The organism is Bradyrhizobium sp. ISRA430 (genome assembly GCF_029909975.1).
Classification (GTDB): Bacteria; Pseudomonadota; Alphaproteobacteria; order Rhizobiales; family Xanthobacteraceae; genus Bradyrhizobium.
This window is the reverse complement of the sequence record NZ_CP094516.1, coordinates 2,303,875-2,320,835: the sequence shown is the minus strand read 5'-3', so window position 1 is coordinate 2,320,835 and position 16,961 is coordinate 2,303,875. Positions and strand designations below refer to the sequence as shown.

General features: G+C 65.7%; 14 protein-coding genes. 1 reads left to right on the top strand and 13 read right to left on the bottom strand.

The annotated features are described in order from the left end of the window. Window position 1 precedes the first annotated feature (1 nt). Genes MTX21_RS11490 through MTX21_RS11470 form a run of 5 tightly spaced genes read right to left on the bottom strand, consistent with a single transcriptional unit; the run spans window position 2 to window position 5,970 of the window. The gene (locus MTX21_RS11490; protein WP_280964919.1) at window positions 2-235 is read right to left on the bottom strand and encodes a formate dehydrogenase subunit delta; all 234 of its coding nucleotides are present in this window, start codon (window positions 233-235) and stop codon (window positions 2-4) included. Further along, entirely contained in the window at window positions 225-1,052 is an 828-nt protein-coding gene (gene fdhD / locus MTX21_RS11485; protein WP_280964918.1) for a formate dehydrogenase accessory sulfurtransferase FdhD, read from the bottom strand. Before fdhD ends, MTX21_RS11490 begins: the two co-directional genes overlap by 11 nt. A 4-nt stretch (window positions 1,053-1,056) precedes the next feature. After that, complete coding sequence (fdhF, locus tag MTX21_RS11480) at window positions 1,057-3,930, bottom strand: formate dehydrogenase subunit alpha (RefSeq protein WP_280964917.1); 2,874 nt, start codon at window positions 3,928-3,930, stop codon at window positions 1,057-1,059. A gap of 10 nt (window positions 3,931-3,940) precedes the next feature. Continuing rightward, the gene (locus tag MTX21_RS11475; RefSeq protein ID WP_280964916.1) at window positions 3,941-5,497 is read right to left on the bottom strand and encodes an NADH-quinone oxidoreductase subunit NuoF; all 1,557 of its coding nucleotides are present in this window, start codon (window positions 5,495-5,497) and stop codon (window positions 3,941-3,943) included. After that, complete coding sequence (locus MTX21_RS11470; RefSeq protein WP_280964915.1) at window positions 5,494-5,970, bottom strand: formate dehydrogenase subunit gamma; 477 nt, start codon at window positions 5,968-5,970, stop codon at window positions 5,494-5,496. Before MTX21_RS11470 ends, MTX21_RS11475 begins: the two co-directional genes overlap by 4 nt. Before the next feature lie 235 nt (window positions 5,971-6,205). Between MTX21_RS11470 and MTX21_RS11465 the strand changes: the two genes are divergently transcribed. Continuing rightward, window positions 6,206-7,099 (top strand): LysR family transcriptional regulator, encoded by an 894-nt coding sequence (locus tag MTX21_RS11465; RefSeq protein WP_280964914.1) that lies wholly within the window; start codon window positions 6,206-6,208, stop codon window positions 7,097-7,099. 12 nt (window positions 7,100-7,111) lie between these two features. Here the strand turns inward: MTX21_RS11465 and MTX21_RS11460 are convergent, their stop codons facing one another. The 8 genes from MTX21_RS11460 to MTX21_RS11425 form a co-directional block, all read right to left on the bottom strand. After that, complete coding sequence (locus MTX21_RS11460; protein ID WP_280964913.1) at window positions 7,112-9,439, bottom strand: ATP-binding protein; 2,328 nt, start codon at window positions 9,437-9,439, stop codon at window positions 7,112-7,114. Window positions 9,440-9,665: 226 nt separating this feature from the next. Beyond that, a complete protein-coding gene (locus MTX21_RS11455) occupies window positions 9,666-11,039 on the bottom strand; it encodes a cation-efflux pump (RefSeq protein ID WP_280964912.1) in 1,374 nt (457 codons plus the stop codon). Window positions 11,040-11,283: 244 nt separating this feature from the next. Next, window positions 11,284-12,252 (bottom strand): zinc-binding dehydrogenase, encoded by a 969-nt coding sequence (locus MTX21_RS11450; RefSeq protein WP_280964911.1) that lies wholly within the window; start codon window positions 12,250-12,252, stop codon window positions 11,284-11,286. Window positions 12,253-12,497: 245 nt separating this feature from the next. Continuing rightward, on the bottom strand, window positions 12,498-13,493 hold the full coding sequence (locus MTX21_RS11445) for a nitronate monooxygenase family protein (protein WP_280964910.1): 996 nt from the start codon (window positions 13,491-13,493) through the stop codon (window positions 12,498-12,500). 453 nt (window positions 13,494-13,946) lie between these two features. Further along, window positions 13,947-14,600 carry a hypothetical protein gene (locus MTX21_RS11440; RefSeq protein ID WP_280964909.1) on the bottom strand — a complete coding sequence of 218 codons (654 nt, stop codon included), beginning with the start codon at window positions 14,598-14,600 and terminating at the stop codon, window positions 13,947-13,949. A gap of 57 nt (window positions 14,601-14,657) precedes the next feature. Beyond that, window positions 14,658-14,894, bottom strand: a complete 237-nt coding sequence (locus MTX21_RS11435; RefSeq protein ID WP_280964908.1) for a hypothetical protein — start codon at window positions 14,892-14,894, stop codon at window positions 14,658-14,660. Window positions 14,895-15,150: 256 nt separating this feature from the next. Further along, window positions 15,151-15,936 carry a fumarylacetoacetate hydrolase family protein gene (locus MTX21_RS11430; RefSeq protein ID WP_280964907.1) on the bottom strand — a complete coding sequence of 262 codons (786 nt, stop codon included), beginning with the start codon at window positions 15,934-15,936 and terminating at the stop codon, window positions 15,151-15,153. Continuing rightward, complete coding sequence (locus tag MTX21_RS11425; protein ID WP_280964906.1) at window positions 15,936-16,955, bottom strand: 2-dehydropantoate 2-reductase; 1,020 nt, start codon at window positions 16,953-16,955, stop codon at window positions 15,936-15,938. Before MTX21_RS11425 ends, MTX21_RS11430 begins: the two co-directional genes overlap by 1 nt. Between the last annotated feature and the right edge of the window lie 6 nt (window positions 16,956-16,961).

The following is a 16,961-nucleotide window of genomic DNA, read 5'->3' as shown; positions in this document are numbered from 1 at the left end:
CTCACGGCGCTGCTGGAAGGGACGTAGCCTGCTTCAGCGAGGCGATGGCCTCGCGCACGTTCGGCTCCAGGCCCGCGCCGCCGGCATCGAGATGGGCGAAGATCGCGCGCTTCATCCGGGGATCCCAGAATTTCTTGATGTGCTCGGCGATCCCAGGCACGGCCTTGTCGTGGCCCTGGCTTCGGAAGAACGTGCCGATCTGGTTGGCCATGTAGATCAGGCGGTCAGGCGACATCGGCAACCTCCGTGGCAACGCGGACGACAACCCGGCTGCCATGTGTGAACACTTCGAACCCGTCCTGGCGGGCAATGGCAATCAACGTGATGCCGGCGGCTTCCGCCGTGCGGACCGCAAGCGCAGTGGGGGCGGAGACCGCAACTATCACTGGCGCGCCGATCGCGGCGGTCTTCTGCACCATCTCCACCGAGACACGGCTCGTCAGCAGCACCATGCCGCCGCTTGCATTCGTCCGGCTGCGCGCCAGCGCGCCGGCGAGCTTGTCGAGCGCATTATGGCGGCCGACATCCTCGCGCAGGGCGACGATGCCGCCGGCAGGAGACCAGAACCCAGCGGCGTGAACGGCGCGGGTTTGCAGGTTGATCGATTGCAGCGGCGCGATGGCCTGCATTGCCGCCATGATCTGCTCAGGCGTAAAGCTCTGCCCCTGCAGCACCACGGCCGCGGGCCGCACGGCTTCGGCGATGGAATCGATGCCGCAGATGCCACAGCCGGTCGGCCCCGCAATGTGCCGCCGGCGCTCGCTGATGCGTCCGGCATGTTCCGATGCCAGCCACATGCGCAGCTCGATGCCTTCGTCGAGGCGGATCACTTCGAGCGACTGGATGTCGTCGACCGATTTGACGATGCCTTCGCTGAGACTGAAGCCGACGGCAAAGTCTTCCAGGTTCTGCGGCGTCCCCATCATGACGGCATATGTACCGCCATTGTAGGTCAGCGCGAGCGGGCTCTCCTCCGGGATCAGACGCGTCCCTTTGGAGGCTGCGCCATCGCGCCAGATCTCGCGGTCGATGGCTTGGACCGGCACGTGCATGCGCCTACTCCGCAGCCTCGGCCGGCGCGATGCGGCGCGAATGCCGTGCCTGCGCATCATATGCCTTCTGCCAGTCGGACGGGCCGTTCGACGGCGATACCTGCACCGCCGTGACCTTGTACTCGGGGCAGTTGGTCGCCCAGTCCGAATAGTCGGTCGTGATCACGTTGGCCTGCGTGTCCGGGTGATGGAAGGTGGTGTAGACGACGCCCGGTGCGACGCGGTCGGTGATCTCGGCGCGCAGCGTGGTTTCGCCGGCGCGGCTCTTCAGCCGCACCCAGTCGCCATCGCGCACGCCGCGCTGCTCGGCATCGTGCGGATGGATCTCCAGCCGGTCTTCGCTGTGCCAGACCAAGTTCTCGGTGCGCCGCGTCTGCGCGCCGACATTGTACTGGCTGAGGATACGGCCCGTGGTCAGCAGCAGCGGATAGCGCGGACCGGTGCGCTCGTCGGTCGCGACATATTCGGTGACGACGAACTTGCCCTTGCCGCGGACGAAGCCGTCGATATGCATCACCGGCGTGCCCGCCGGCGCCGTCTCGTTGCAGGGCCACTGCACCGAGCCGAGCTCCTCGAGCTTGGCGTAGGAGACGCCTGCGAAGGTCGGTGTCAGCGCCGCAATCTCGTCCATGATCTCGGAGGGGTGATTGTAGTTCATCTCGAAGCCCATGGCCTTGGCAAGGCCGATGGTGACCTCCCAATCGGCCATGCCGTTCTTCGGCGTCACCACCTTGCGCACGCGCTGGATGCGACGCTCGGCGTTGGTGAAGGTGCCGTCCTTCTCGAGGAAGCTCGAGCCGGGCAGAAAGACGTGGGCGTAGTTCGCGGTCTCGTTCAGGAAGAGGTCGTGGACGATCACGCATTCCATCGCCGATAGTGCCGCCACAACGTGCGAGGTGTTCGGATCGGACTGCAGGATGTCCTCGCCCTGCACGTAGAGGCCCATGAAGGTGCCTTCGACCGCAGCGTCGAACATGTTGGGGATGCGCAGGCCCGGTTCCGGGTTGAGCTTGACGTTCCACAGCGCCTCGAACTGTTCGCGCACGGCATCGCCTGCGATATGGCGATAGCCGGGCAGCTCGTGCGGGAACGAGCCCATGTCGCAGGAGCCCTGCACGTTGTTCTGGCCGCGCAGCGGGTTCACGCCGACGCCGGGGCGGCCGATATTGCCAGTCGCCATCGCGAGGTTGGCGATCGCGATCACGGTGGTCGAGCCCTGGCTGTGCTCGGTGACGCCGAGGCCGTAATAGATCGCACCATTGCCGCCGGTGGCGTAGGTGCGCGCCGCTTCACGCAGCGCCTTGGGATCGACGCCGGTCAGGATCGCGGTCGCCTCCGGGCTGTTGTTCGGCTGGGCAACGAACGCGGCCCACTCCTCGAACTCGCTCCAGTCGCAGCGCTCGCGCACGAAGGCTTCGTTGACGAGGCCCTCGGTGACGATGACATGCGCGAGAGCGGTCATCACCGCGACGTTGGTGCCGGGCATCAAGGGCAGATGCAGCGCCTTCACATGCGGCGATTCCACCATCTCGGTGCGGCGCGGATCGATCACGATCAGCTTCGCGCCCTGGCGCAGCCGCTTCTTCAGACGCGAGGCGAAGACGGGGTGGGCCGAGGCCGGGTTGGCGCCGATGATGACGACGACGTCGGTGTCCTCGACCGAGTCGAAATCCTGCGTGCCGGCGGAGGTGCCGAATGTGGTGGCAAGACCGTAGCCGGTCGGCGAGTGACAGACGCGGGCGCAGGTATCGACGTTGTTGTTGCCGAAGCCTGCGCGGATCAGCTTCTGCACCAGATAGGTTTCTTCATTGGTGCAACGGGACGAGGTGATGCCGCCGATGGCGTCGCGGCCGTATGTCTTCTGGATGCCGCGCATCTTGGCCGCGGCAAACGAGAACGCTTCGTCCCACGACACCTCGCGCCAGGGGTCCTCGATCCGCTCGCGGATCATCGGCTTGAGGATGCGCTCCCTGTGGTTGGTGTAACCCCAGGCGAAGCGGCCCTTGACGCAGGAATGGCCGCGATTGGCCTTGCCGTCCTTGTAGGGCACCATGCGCACGACTTCCTCGCCGCGCATCTCGGCCTTGAAGGCGCAGCCGACGCCGCAATAGGCGCAGGTGGTCACGACCGAATGCTCGGGCTGGCCGATGTCGATCACGGACTTTTCCGTCAGCGTCGCGGTCGGGCAGGCCTGCACGCAGGCGCCGCAGGAAACGCATTCGGAGCCCAGGAAACTCTCGCTCATGCCGGGCGAGACGCGGCTGTCGAAGCCGCGGCCCGAGATCGTCAGCGCGAAGGTTCCTTGCACCTCCTCGCAGGCGCGGACGCAGCGCGAGCAGACGATGCATTTGGAGGGATCGTAGGTGAAGTACGGATTGGACTCGTCCTTCGGCATCCAGGCGGGATTCACGTCGCCGTTGGACTTAGCGAAGACGTGGTTCTCGCCCTCATAGCCGTAGCGCACATCGCGCGGGCCGACGGCGCCGGCCATGTCCTGCAATTCGCAGTCGCCATTGGCGCCGCAGGTGAGGCAGTCGAGCGGATGGTCGGAGATGTAGAGCTCCATCACGCCCTTGCGCAGCTTCTTCAGCCGCTCGGTCTGGGTGTGCACGACGAGACCGGGCATCACCGGCGTGGTACAGGACGCCGGCGTGCCGGCGCGGCCCTCGATCTCGACGAGGCACAGGCGGCAGGACCCGAACGCATCTACCATGTCGGTCGCGCACAGTTTCGGAATCTGATGACCGGCTTCCATGGCCGCGCGCATGATCGAGGTCCCCTCGGGCACCGAGATCTCCTTGCCGTCGATGGTCAGCGTCACCATCGTTTCCGATTTCGAGCGCGGCGTGCCGAAGTCGATTTCTTCGATCAGAGACATTGTCGTTCTCCTATTCCGCGGCCTGAAGCGTGGTCGGCGCCGGGGCGAAATCCTCCCGGAAATGCTTCATTGCGCTGAGCACGGGGTAGGGCGTGAAGCCGCCGAGTGCACAGAGCGAGCCGAATTTCATGGTGTTGCAAAGGTCTTCGACCAGCGCGAGGTTTTCGATCACGCGCTCGCCGCGCATGATCTTCTCGATGGTCTCGACGCCGCGGGTCGAGCCGATCCGGCACGGCGTGCATTTACCGCAGGACTCGACGGCGCAGAACTCCATGGCGAAGCGCGCCTGCTTGCGCATGTCGACACTGTCGTCGAACACGACGATGCCGCCATGGCCGATCAGGCCGTCACGGGCGGCGAAGGCTTCGTAGTCGAACGGTGTGTCGAACAGCGCGCGCGGGAAATAGGCGCCGAGCGGGCCGCCGACCTGCACGGCGCGAACCGGGCGGCCCGTGAACGTGCCACCGCCGATGTCGTCGACGAGCTCGCCGAGCGTCACGCCGAACGCCGTCTCGAACAGCCCGCCATAGCGGATGTTGCCCGCGAGCTGGATCGGCATCGTGCCGCGCGAGCGGCCCATGCCGAAGTCGGCATAGGCCTTGGCGCCTTCGGCGAGGATGAAGGGGACGGCGGCGAACGACAGAACGTTGTTGATCACCGTCGGCTTGCCGAACAGGCCGTGATGCGCCGGCAGCGGCGGCTTTGCGCGCACGATGCCGCGGCGGCCTTCGAGGCTCTCCAGCAGCGAGGTCTCTTCGCCACAGACGTAGGCGCCGGCGCCGACTCGCACCTCGAGATCGAAGCTTTGCGTGGAGCCACCGATATTGGCGCCGAGATAGCCGCCGCGCTTGGCGGCAATGATGGCCGCGTTCATCGCTTCGACCGCGTGCGGGTATTCGCTGCGGATGTAGATGTAGCCCTTGGTCGCGCCGACAGTGAGTGCGGCGATGGTCATGCCCTCGATCACCAGGAAGGGATCGCCTTCCATGATCATGCGGTCGGCGAAGGTGCCGCTGTCGCCTTCGTCGGCGTTGCAGACGATGAACTTGCGATCGGCTTTCGCCTGCGCGACCGTCTTCCACTTGATGCCGGTCGGAAAGCCTGCGCCGCCGCGGCCGCGCAAGCCGGACGCGGTGACCTCGGTGAGGATCGCATCCGAGCCGAGCGACAGCGCACGCTCCAGGCCCTTGTAGCCGCCATGAGCGCGATAGTCGTGAAGCGAGCGCGGGTCGATCACGCCGCAGCGGGCGAAGGTGAGGCGAGTCTGACGCTTCAGCCACGGGATCTCGTCAGTCGCACCGATCCGCAGCAGATGCGGCGTGTTGTTGGCGAGCGCATCGAGCAGCGAGGGCACATCGGCATCGGTCACAGGCCCGAAGGCGATCCGGCCCTGCGGGGTCGCGACCTCGACCATCGGCTCGAGCCAGTACAGGCCGCGCGAGCCGGTCCGGATGATCTCGACAGCAAGGCCGCGCTTGGCCGCAGCCTGTTCCAGCGTCAGCGCGACTTCGTCGGCGCCAACGGCGACCGCACCGGCATCGCGTGAGACGAAGAGACGCATTTTCATCGCTGTGCCTCCGCGACCAGCGCGTCGAGGCGCTTTTCGTCGAGGCGGCCAACGAGGCGGCCGTCGAGCATCGCGGATGGCGCGGTCGCGCACAGTCCGAGGCAGTAGATCGGCTCCAACGTAACGCGGTCGTCCGCCGTGGTGTTGCCGAGCGACACGCCGAGCTTCGCCTCGGCGCGCGCAGCCAGCGCATCGCCGCCCGCCGCCTGACACGCTTCCGCGCGGCAGAGTTTGAGCACGTGACGGCCGGCCGGCTTGTGGCGGAAATCATGATAGAAGGTGAAGACGCCATGCACCTCGGCGCGCGACAGGTTGAGCGCTTGCGCCACCATCGGAATCGCCGCCTCCGGCACGTAGCCGAACGCCTCCTGAAGGGCATGGAGGATGACCAGCGTAGCGCCCTCCTGCTGAGCGTGTTCGGCGATGATCTCAGCGCCGCGCGTTTCGTCCCAAGGTTCGTAGACCGTTGTCATTCTTCATTCTCAACTCGGTGTCCGACGCCCCATGAGTATTTGGAATCATTCGAAGATCAATAAAGCTGTCTCATGCTGCGATCGGGAATTCGGATCGATTGGCGGGTGCAATTGGTCGATACGGAACGCTAATGAAACTCGTATCCGCTGGCGGTTTTTGCGTGTTGGTGCAGGCCGGGCGTGCTAGCTTGCATGCCACGCGCAAACCCAACGGGACGGACAAGGGGACGGACGGTTGATCGATAAGCTTGAACTGCTGCTGGCGCTCGCCAAGGAGCGGCACTTCGGACGGGCTGCGGAGGCCTGCGGTGTCACCCAGCCGACAATGTCGACCGGGCTGAAGCAGCTTGAGGAGATCCTGGGCGTGATGCTGGTCCAGCGCGGCTCCCGCTTCCAGGGCTTCACGCCCGAAGGCGAGCGCGCGTTGGATTGGGCGCGGCGGATCGTCGGCGATGCGCGCGCGATGCGCCAGGAGATCAACTCGCTGAAGGACAAGCTCTCCGGCGAGATACGCATCGCGGCGATCCCGACGGTGCTCGGCATGGTCGCCGCACTGACGACGCCGTTCCGCGCCAGGCATCCCGACGTGCGCTTCCGCATCCAGTCCACCACGTCATCCGAAGTGCTGGGGTTGCTCGAAAATCTCGAGGTCGATGCGGGGCTGACCTATATCGAGAACGAACCGATCGGCAGGGTGCGCACCATCCCGCTCTACAACGAGAGCTATCGTCTCCTGACCGCGCCGGATGCGATGTTCGGCGACCGCGAGACGGTAACCTGGAAAGAGGTCGGGCAAGTGCCGCTCTGCCTACTGACGCCCGACATGCAGAACCGCCGGATCATCGACCGTGCGCTGCGCTCGGTCGGCGCTGAGGCGACGCCGACGCTGACCTCGAATTCGCTGCTCGTGCTGTTCACCCACGTCAAGACCGGACGCTGGGCGAGCGTGATGCCGGCCAAGCTGGCCGAGACTCTCGGCCTTTCCGATACCGTCCGCTCGATCCCGATCGTCGATCCCGACGTCAATTACAGCATCGGCATGGTGATCCCGCAGCGCGACCCGATGACGCCGCTGATCGCGGCGTTGGTCAACGTCGCGCGCGAGGTGGCGCCTGGGCTTCAGGTCTAAATTAGTGGCGCCTCACGCCGCCGCCGAAATCCGGGCGGTCAGCTTGGCGTCGCGGGGCAGGGTCACCCGCACGACGGTGCCGACGTCGATCTTCGATCGCAGCCGCATCGAGCCGCCGTGGAGCTGTGCCAGCGAGCGCGCGATCGCAAGCCCAAGTCCCGAGCCGTGATAGGTCTTGGTGAGCTGACTTTCGACCTGTTCGAACGGGCGTCCCAACCGCGCCAGCGAGTGCGGCGCGATCCCGATGCCGGTGTCGGCGATCATCAGCACGATCCTGTCGTCGAGCTGGCGGCTGCGCACGACGATGCGGCCGCCGTCGGGCGTGAATTTCACCGCGTTGGACAGCAGGTTGACGATGATCTGCTTGGTGGCGCGGCGGTCGGCGACGACCGAGATCGATTTCGCGATGTCGGCATCGAGCGTCAGGTTCTTGTCCTCGGCCCGGCCCGAGACGACCCTTAAGGATTCCGCGAGCGTCCGCGACAGGTCGAGATCCTCCATGTCGAGCTTCATGCGGCCGGCCTCGATCTTGGACATGTCGAGGATGTCGTTGATGACCTCGAGCAGATAGTGGCCACTGGTCAGGATATCCTGGCAGTACTCCTGGTACTTCTCGGAGCCGAGCTCGCCGAACATGCCGCTGCCCATGATCTCGGAGAAGCCGATGATCGCGTTCAGCGGCGTGCGCAGCTCGTGGCTCATATTGGCGAGGAATTTCGACTTGGTCTGGTTGGCTTCCTCGGCGCGGGTCTTCTCCCGCTGATATTTCTCGGCGAGGTCGGCGAGCTCGATCGCCTGGCGCTCCAGCGCCGCCTGCGAACGCTTCAGGTCGATCACGGTGGCGCGCAGGCGCAGATCATTGTCGACGAGCTTCTGCTCGTGTTCCTTGATGCGGGTGATGTCGGTGCCGACCGAAACGTAGCCGCCGTCCTTGGTGCGGCGCTCGCTGATGTGCAGCCAGCTTCCGTCGTCGAGCTGCGCCTCGAAGGTGCGCGCGCCCGGGCTCTTGCTTGCTGTCTCGTTGTGGCGGGTGCGCACCTCCGGCATGCGGCCGACCTCGAGCACGGTCTCGTAGGAGGTGCCGGGGATCACGGCGGTGTCGGGCAGCTTGTGCAGGCGCTGGAAGTGCGAGTTGCAGAGCACGAGGCGGTCGCTGGCGTCCCACAGCACGAAGGCCTCGGGAATCGTCTCGATCGCGTCGCGCAGGCGCAGGTCGGCTTCGACGGTCTTCTCGGCGAGGCTCTTCTGCTCGGTGATGTCGACCGCGATCCCGATCAGGTGCACGCTGGAGTCGGTCGCCCCGCGCACCTTTTCGCAGCGGACGCGCAGCCAGATCCAGTGGCCGTCGACGTGCTGCATGCGGAAGGTCCGGTCGATGTGGTCGATCTTCTCAGAGATGAGCTGGTCGGCGATCGCGAACAGGTCGATGTCGTCGGACTTCACCAGCGCATTGACCTCGCCGAAAGTGAGGAGCTCGTTGCGGCCGTCAAGGCCGAGCATCGAGAACATCGACTGCGACCAGAAGATTCGGCCGCGCGACAGATCCCAGTCCCACAGGCCGCAGCGGCCGCGGTTGAGCGCGGTGTCGATCCGGCCACGCACGGCGTCGTTGATCAAGTCGCCCTCGCGGGCGCGCGTCGACTGCCAGTGGAAGGCGAAACCGAGGATCAGGACGACGAAGCCTGTGGTCGCCGACAGCGTCACCGAGAGCGCCGCGTCGGAGCCCCAGATCGGCTCGTTGCGCTCCTGAATCACGGTGACCGTGCCGGGCAGCGACCGGATCGGCCGCGACGTCGTCATCGCGGCGTTGCCGTTCGGCAGAATCATCTCTGAGACGTTGGTGTCGCGCGGTGGCGTCGCCACCAACTGCGCCGTGGTGATCGCATCGAGCAGGCGGTCATTGCCGGCCGGGTCGGTGTCGACGGGAATGCGGGCGAGGATGCGGCGGTCGACGCCGGCCGAGGTGACGATGATGTGGCGGCCCGAGGCCGTCCCCCACGACGGGATCAGATCGGGCAGCAGCGTCGGCAGGCTCTCGATGTTCTTCAGCCGCTCAATGCGCGACGAGGTGAGGCGGTCGATGCGCTCGGCGAGCAGGTCGGCCAGCGCGGAGATGTCGCGTCGCATCACCTGCCGCTTCTGGCGCGTCTGGTCGACGACTTGCACGAAGGCGCCAAGGCAGATGGTGATGAGGAAGGCGATGATGAGCGTGGGCACGGCGCGTCGCAGCGCCGGCTCGGCGATCAGCAGCCGGTGGTAGGCAGGTTTCGCGATCGACTGCGCCAATCCCTTGATCGAATCGGATTGAGCACACGCGTTCGCGGCGTCTGCGCGCGCCATGCCTTCGGCCCCCTGAAAACCTGCTTGCAACACTGTCCGGAAGCAGCCCCACAACCCTTCCGAATCACAGCGATTTGAATCCAGTTTTCGCGGCCTGTCGAGAGTCAACGAATCGTTAACGCGAAATAATTCTTATCCAATGGAGAGTTTGCGCGCCGAGCGTACGCAATCTTGCGTGCGCTGCGAGTCCGAAACGAGAACGTGTGACTCCTCTGCGCGTGTCGCGTCATGAGCGCGGCGGTTCGGCGTGACTGATCACGCGCTTCACGCTCGGGAAGTTGCGGCGTAGCGCGCGCTCGATCGCGTCGACCTGCTCGTGCACCTTGATCACGCTCATCGACGGCGCCGCGCGGCAGTGGAAGTTGACGATCTCGCCGGCATCGGTGTTGCGGACACGGACATTGTGCACGTCGTGGATCTCTCCGCCGCGCGCATAGTCGGCGAGCGCGGCTGCGATCGTCTGCACCCGCTCCGGCGGTGCGTCGACGCCGAACGGCAGTTCCGGGTCCAGCGGCTCGATATGGACGTCGACCTCGACGTCCTCGCCGAATTCCTCCTTGATGTTGCGCTCCAGCGTGTTGGCGATGTCATGGGCGGCCACGAGCTGCATCTCGCCGTAGACCTCGAGGTCGATGCCGACGATCAGCTTGGCGCCGAGGTCGTGCACCGTGACGTGGTGGATGGCGAGGCCTGAATTGCGCGCGATCACCATGATGCGGTCGCGCACGGTCTCGTTGTTGCGCGCGACGGGGACTGCCGTGAAGGTGAGGTCGGCATCGCCGAACGCCTTGCCGACGGCAGCCTGCGCATTGCGCTTGATGTCCTCGACGCGGTCGATCGGATAGGTTCGCGGTACCTTGGCGATGGTGTCGATGAACGTGGTCGCCCCGACCATGCGCACCCGCAACCGCTCGACGTCGATCACGCCGGGGACGCTGCGGATCGCGGCCGTGGCCTTTTCCTGCGCGCCCTCCGGCGCGCGATCGACCAGCGTCTGCACTGTCGAGCCGGCCATGCGCAGGCCGAGCGCCGCGATCATCACGGCCACGGCGGCCGCCGCCGCGGCGTCGCCCCACCAGAAGCCGAAGGCGGCGAGGACCAGGCCGACAATGACGGCAAGGGAGCCCATGACGTCGGAAGCGAAATGCAGCGCGTCGGCGGCCAGCGCCTGGCTGCGGGTCTCCCGCGCCGCACGGTGGAGCGCGCGGGCGCGCCACAGATTGACGACGATGTCGATCACCAGCACGACGAAGGGGACAGCCGAAATGGTCGGCGGCGGGGTTCCCTCGTGCAGGCGGCTATAGGCCTCGACCAGAATGCCGCCGGCGAGCACGTAGAGCAGGGCGGTAACGCCGAGCGCGGAGACGCTTTCCAGCTTGCCGTGGCCGTAATGGTGCTCCTCGTCCGCGGGCTTGTCGGATACCCGCACCACGGCCCAAGTGATGATGGTCGCGACCAGGTCGATCGAGGAGTGCAGGGCTTCCGAGATCAATGCGAGCGAGCCGATAGCGAGCCCGACCACGAACTTGGCCGCCGCCATGCCGCCGCTGGCGAAGATCGAGATCGCTGCGACCGATGTTTTGCTGTGCTGGGAGGTCATGGCGGGGATTTAGCAGCCCGCAGGCGAACATCAAGCCGCCGCGCACAAGTCTAGTCGCAAGTGAGTTGCAGGAGCGGGTCGGCTGCGAAATCTTCCGAGTTGAGCAAGGGAGCAGTGCCACCAACTCCGTCATGCCCGGGCTCGTCCCGGGCATCCACGTCTGGCCGCATGCACGCGCGGCAGCAGCGTGGATGGCCGGGTCATTTTGGCGAAGACGCGCTTCGCGCTTTTGCCCGGCCATAGCTCACACCGTCACGACGATCTTCCCCAGATGCTTGTTGGCTTCCATGTGCTCGAATGCGCTGTCGATGTCGTCGAACGCAAACACCTTGTCGATCGGAAGCTGCAGCTTGCGCGACTCGACTGCGCCCCAGATGTCCTTCCTGACCTCGTCAAAGATCTCGCGAATCTCCTCGATGGTGCGGGTGCGGAAGGTGACGCCGATGTAGTTGATGCGGCGGGCCGCGTGCAGGTCGAAATTGAAGTCGGCATGCGTGCCGCCGAGCCGGCCGACATTGACGATGCGACCCTTGACCTTGGTCGCGGCGAGGTTCTGGTTGGCGACCTTGCCCGAGACCTGGTCGACAATGAGATCGACGCCTTCGCCGTTCGTCGCCTTCAGCACCTGGTCGACCCAGCCGGGGTCGGAGGAGTCGATCGCCAGATCCGCGCCGTAGTCGGTCAGCCGGCCGCGGCGATAGGCGTCCGTCGACGAACCGATCACGAGTTTTGCGCCCTTGAGCTTGGCGATCTGCATCGCCATCAGGCCGACGCCGGAGCTTGCGCCCTGGATCAGCACGGCTTGCCCGGGCTGCACGCCGCCGACCGTGACGACGGCGTTGTGCATGGTCGCGAGCGCGACGGGGAGGCTGGCGGCTTCCTCAAAATTCATGTTGGAGGGCGCGCGGAACAGGCGGCCGTGATCGGCAAGCGTGTATTCGGCGAAGGCCGCGGCGCCGGAGCCCATGATGCGGTCACCGATCTTGACGCCCTTGGCGTCCGGGCCGAGCGCAGCGACTTCGCCAGCCCATTCCATGCCGAGCACGGTGCCGACGCCGCCGGCAGCGCCATGGGCATGGCCTTTGCGCATGCCGGTGTCGGCGCGGTTCAGCCCGCAGGCGCGGACGCGAACCAGCACCTGTGAACCTTTAGGTGTAGGTTGAGCGACGTCGGAAATCCTAGCGCCATCAGGGCCGTAGACGTAAGCCTTCATGTATTGCTCTTTCTCGCTTGATAAACCTGTTTAAGCGACGGCGGTGCCACTTCGCCTCTCGCTGCGTGCGGGGAGAGCCGGATCGCATCGGAAGATGCGATCCGGGTGAGGGGGAGCTTCCGCGAATCTCACTCTTACCGGTATCGCGGAGATAGCCCCTCACCCCGACCCTCTCGCCGTAAGGACGGGGAGAGGGAGAGCACCTTCGGCGCCGGGGCCAGCGTCGCTCCGATTGTTGCAGGGACCTACTCTGCTGCTTCAAGTTGTTTGCTAACGATCATGCCTTCCAGCCTGTTCCTGATGATGGTCTCCGCCTCGCGCACGATGCGGGAGACCAGCTCGGCGCAGGTCGGGATGTCCTGGATCAGGCCCTGAACCTGGCCGGCCGACCAGATGCCCTCGTCGGAATTGCCGGTGGCATAGACCATCTTGCCACGGGCGCCTGCGACGAGCTCGCGGATGTCCTCGAACTTGGCGCCTTCCTTCTCCATCGCGACGACCTTGGTGGAGACCGCATTCCTGGCGACGCGCGAGGTATTGCGCATGGTGCGGAAGATCAGCTCGGTCTCGCGCTCATCATTGGCGACGATCTTCTCCTTGATGAGCTGGTGGATAGGGCTTTCCTTCGTCGCCATGAAGCGGGTACCCATGTTGATGCCGTCGGCTCCCAGCGCCAGCGCCGCGACGAGGCCGCGCGCATCGGCAAACCCGCCGGAGGCGATCATCGGGATCTTGATCTTGTTGGCGGCGGCCGGAATCAGGATCAGGCCGGGCGTGTCGTCCTCGCCGGGGTGACCGGCGCATTCGAACCCGTCGATCGAGATCGCATCGACACCCATGCGCTCGGCCGAGAGCGCGTGGCGGACGCTGGTGCATTTGTGCACCACCTTGACGCCGTGCTTCTTGAACTCGTCGACATGCTCCTGTGGCTTGTTGCCGGCGGTCTCGACCACCTTGATGCCGCTCTCGATGATGGCGGCACGGTATTCGGCGTAGGGCGGTGGCTTGATCGCGGGCAGGATGGTGAGATTGACGCCGAACGGCTTGTCGGTGAGGTCGCGGCAGCGCGCGATCTCCTTGGTCAGATCCTCTGGCGTCGGTTGCGTCAGCGCGGTGATGAAGCCGAGCGCGCCGGCGTTGGCGACGGCCGCAACCAGCTCCGCGCGTCCGACCCATTGCATGCCGCCCTGGACGATCGGGTGCTCGACGCCGACGAGCTTGGTGAACCGTGTCTGCAACATGATCTGTTCCCCCCGCCCGCGCATGTCGCAGGCTCTTCTATCGGTTGATGTCCGCGGCAGGATGCCGCCCGGGTCGGCAAAAGTCTATTGCCGCGCCGTGCGGTGCGGGCAGGGCGATCATGCGAGGGGTGAGGGTGATTCCGTGGGGCGGGCATTGGTGTCGGTCGGGCAGGTGTTTGCGCGACGATGGGCAAAACGTTTTCCCACACTCCGTCGTCATACCCCGCGAAGGCGGGGTATCCAGTACGCCGCGGCTTCTCCCTATCCTTGCGCTGCCTCTGGAATACTGGATTGCCCGCCTGCGCGGGCAATGACAGCGAGAGGTGATTGGGAGGCGGAAAGACTTTTGCGATGCGTAGCCCGGATGGAGCGAAGCGTAATCCGGGGTGCGCGTGCAGCGGGCGATGCCGGTCCCGGATTTCGCTGCGCTCGATCCGGGCTGCGCGTCGAAAGCTACTGCTCCGCCGACAGGCGCACGATCTGGCGGCCGCCGTTCATTTCCTTGAGGCGGTTGACGAAGTTTTCCGGGCGCTGCCAGCGGTAGGGGACCTTCAATCCCATGAACTCCGCGATGTCGCCGATGAAGCCGGTACAGTTGGTGGTCTCGGCATTCCAGACCGGCGACGTGGCCTGCAAGTGCTTGATATAGGCAAACACGCGCTTGGCGTCGGCTTCGTTCAGGTAGACGCGATAGCTCGCGGTCAAATACTCCGGATCGAGATCGCCATAGCTCGCGCCGGTCTCGGAGGGCACCCAGGTGAGGTGGCCGAGCACGTAGGCGAACGTGTCGCCGGCCGGCGTGAGGCCCGCGACCTCGACGGCGCGCTCGCTGGTCTTGCCGTACCAGACGAAGGCGTGGCCCCAGCTCGCGGCCGTACGGGCACGGAAATCGACGTAGTAGGGGCCTTTCTCCGCTCGCGCGACAGAGCGTCTCGTCGATTGCGGTGCCGGCTGCGATCCGGGGTCGTTCGAGACAAGCGCATTCGCATCGGCGATGCGCTTGTTCGCTTCGTGGGCCGAAACCGATGGCATCGTGCACGAGATCATGGCCGCGAGGGCCAACCCCGCGATCAGGCAGGATCCCGGTCGATAAGACTTGTTCGTCACGCTCTGCCCCTCGACTGTCGGCCGTTCACTCAGATTGAGCGCTGCAATGCCGGCGCGTCAGTAGCGCGCCGCGACCGGGCCGGGCGCCTTGCCGATCGGGGCTTTGCCAACCGGGCTCTTGCCAATCGGCATCTTGCCGATCGGAGCCGGCCCCTGCTGCGGATAGACGGGCACGGGCTGCCGACGCGGCAAATCCGCGGCGTTCGCGACCGTCACCAGGGCAAGCGTTGCGCCCACGACAAATACAATCTTCTTCACAGTGACTCCCCTGAAGGTTAGTCCAAGCACGGGCATGACCTGCCGTGCCCCCCAGACACGCCACACAGATGGGCGTCGGAATGCGTCCACAGTGCGGCGCCCGCGGGACATGTTGGCGGCATATGTCCGGCGAGCGGGAGGTGTGGCTTCTGCGCAGCATGCAGGATGGTTCAGTCCTTGCTGCGCCGTCCTTTTTGACGGCCCGTCGTAAGCACGTCATGCCCGGGACAAGCCCGGCCATGACGAGGAGGAGAGGGCGCGATAATGACGGTAGAATTCTCCGCCGTCGCGGCTACAGCCGAAACTCGTTGGTCAGCTCGCCGATACCCTCGATCGCGACCGTCACCGTATTCACCGGCTCCTTCATCACGCCGACGCCAACGGACGTGCCGACGGCGATGAGGTCGCCGGGCAGCAGCGTCATGTCGTGCGAGATCTTGCTGACCAGCTCCTGCGCGCTGAAGATCATGTCCGATATCGGATAGTTCTGCCGCTCCGCGCCGTTGAGGATGGTGCGCACCACGAGCTTTGCTGGATCGAGGCCGGTCGCGATCACCGGGCCGAACGGGCCGTAATCGTCGATGCCCTTGGCGCGCGCCCATTGGGCGAAGGTGGGATCGCGGGTCAGGATGTCGTTGGCGGTGATGTCGTTGACGCAGGTGTAGCCGAAGATGAAGGCGCCGGCCTCGGCCGGGGAGACGCGCGCGCAGGTCTTGCCGACGACGATGCCGAGCTCGCCCTCATAGGTCGTCTTGCCGTCGTAATAGGAGGGACGGCGGATCACCGCGCCGGGCGCGGCGACACTGGTGGTGGCCTTCAAGAGATAGAGCGGCTCCGGCGGCTCGGGCTGGTTGAGCTTGGCCGCGAGCGCATGAAAATTATTCCACAGCGCGACGATCTTGCTGGGCGCGCAAGGAGCGAACAGCTCGACCTCGGTCAGCGCCAGCGTCTTGCCGTTCGGCGCATTGCGGCCGAACATCTCGCCGTCATGCACGCTGATGCCTGATGGCGTCAGCGTGCCGAAGCCGGTCGCGCCGCCATGGCGGAAGCGCAGCCATTTGGTCACCGCGCCAGCCATCACGCCACCGCCAGCGCGCGAGGATCGGTCGGCGCGGAGACGCCGTCATAGAGGCCTGCGATGCGGGCGCGCTGGGTGACCATTGCCAGCACCGAGTCGAGCGCGGGCGTGGCGATGCCGGTCAGGCGGCCCATCTCCTGGACCACGGTCACGAGCGGGTCGATCTCCATCGGGCGGCCGCGCTCGAGGTCCTGCAGCATCGAGGTCTTGTGCGCGCCGACCTTGCGGGCGCCCTCGATGCGGCGCTCGACGTCGACGCGGAATTTGACGCCAAAGGTCTCGGCGATGGTCTGCGCCTCCAGCATGATCGCGCGCGACAGCGCGCGGGTGGCGGGATCGGTGCAGATCACGTCGAGGGTTGCGTGGGTGAGCGCGCTGATCGGGTTGAAGCAGACGTTGCCCCAGAGCTTTAGCCAGATCTCGTCGCGGATGTTGTCGAGAACGGGCGCTTTCATGCCGGCTTCGACGAAGAGATCGGCGAGGCGCTGCACGTCCGACGTGATCTCGCCGGAGGGCTCGCCGAGCGGAAAATTGTTGCCGTAGACGTGGCGGATCACACCGGGCGCCTCGATCTCGGTCGCGGGATAGACGATGCAGCCGATGGCGCGTTCGGGTCCGAGCTCGCGCCACTGCCGGCCGCCGGCGTCGATGCTCTCCAGCGTCGAGTTCTCGTATTGCCCGCCGTGCTTGTAGAAGTACCAATAGGGGATGCCGTTGACCGCGGTGATGATGCGGGTGTGCGGTCCGAGCAGCGGCTGCATCTTCTCGATCACGCCGGTGATCGAATGTGCCTTCAGCGTGATGATGACGTAGTCCTGCACGCCGAGCTCGGCGGCGTTGTCGGTGCAGCGGGGATGCACGACATGTTCCTCGCCGCCGGCGAGCAGCGTGAGACCGCGTTCGCGCATCGCGGCGAGATGGGCACCGCGCGCGACCAGGCTGACGTCGGCGCCTGCGCGCGCGAGCTGAACACCGAGATATCCGCCGATCGCGCCGGCGCCGTAGATGCAGATCTTCATGAAATC

What these genes read in the sequence shown, in the direction of transcription:
- MTX21_RS11490 (WP_280964919.1), bottom strand. Translation starts at nt 235, where the DNA reads ATGTCGCCTGACCGCCTGATCTACATGGCCAACCAGATCGGCACGTTC.
- fdhD (WP_280964918.1), bottom strand. Translation starts at nt 1,052, where the DNA reads ATGCACGTGCCGGTCCAAGCCATCGACCGCGAGATCTGGCGCGATGGC.
- fdhF (WP_280964917.1), bottom strand. Translation starts at nt 3,930, where the DNA reads ATGTCTCTGATCGAAGAAATCGACTTCGGCACGCCGCGCTCGAAATCG.
- MTX21_RS11475 (WP_280964916.1), bottom strand. Translation starts at nt 5,497, where the DNA reads ATGAAAATGCGTCTCTTCGTCTCACGCGATGCCGGTGCGGTCGCCGTT.
- MTX21_RS11470 (WP_280964915.1), bottom strand. Translation starts at nt 5,970, where the DNA reads ATGACAACGGTCTACGAACCTTGGGACGAAACGCGCGGCGCTGAGATC.
- MTX21_RS11460 (WP_280964913.1), bottom strand. Translation starts at nt 9,439, where the DNA reads ATGGCGCGCGCAGACGCCGCGAACGCGTGTGCTCAATCCGATTCGATC.
- MTX21_RS11455 (WP_280964912.1), bottom strand. Translation starts at nt 11,039, where the DNA reads ATGACCTCCCAGCACAGCAAAACATCGGTCGCAGCGATCTCGATCTTC.
- MTX21_RS11450 (WP_280964911.1), bottom strand. Translation starts at nt 12,252, where the DNA reads ATGAAGGCTTACGTCTACGGCCCTGATGGCGCTAGGATTTCCGACGTC.
- MTX21_RS11445 (WP_280964910.1), bottom strand. Translation starts at nt 13,493, where the DNA reads ATGTTGCAGACACGGTTCACCAAGCTCGTCGGCGTCGAGCACCCGATC.
- MTX21_RS11435 (WP_280964908.1), bottom strand. Translation starts at nt 14,894, where the DNA reads ATGCCCGTGCTTGGACTAACCTTCAGGGGAGTCACTGTGAAGAAGATT.
- MTX21_RS11430 (WP_280964907.1), bottom strand. Translation starts at nt 15,936, where the DNA reads ATGGCTGGCGCGGTGACCAAATGGCTGCGCTTCCGCCATGGCGGCGCG.
- MTX21_RS11425 (WP_280964906.1), bottom strand. Translation starts at nt 16,955, where the DNA reads ATGAAGATCTGCATCTACGGCGCCGGCGCGATCGGCGGATATCTCGGT.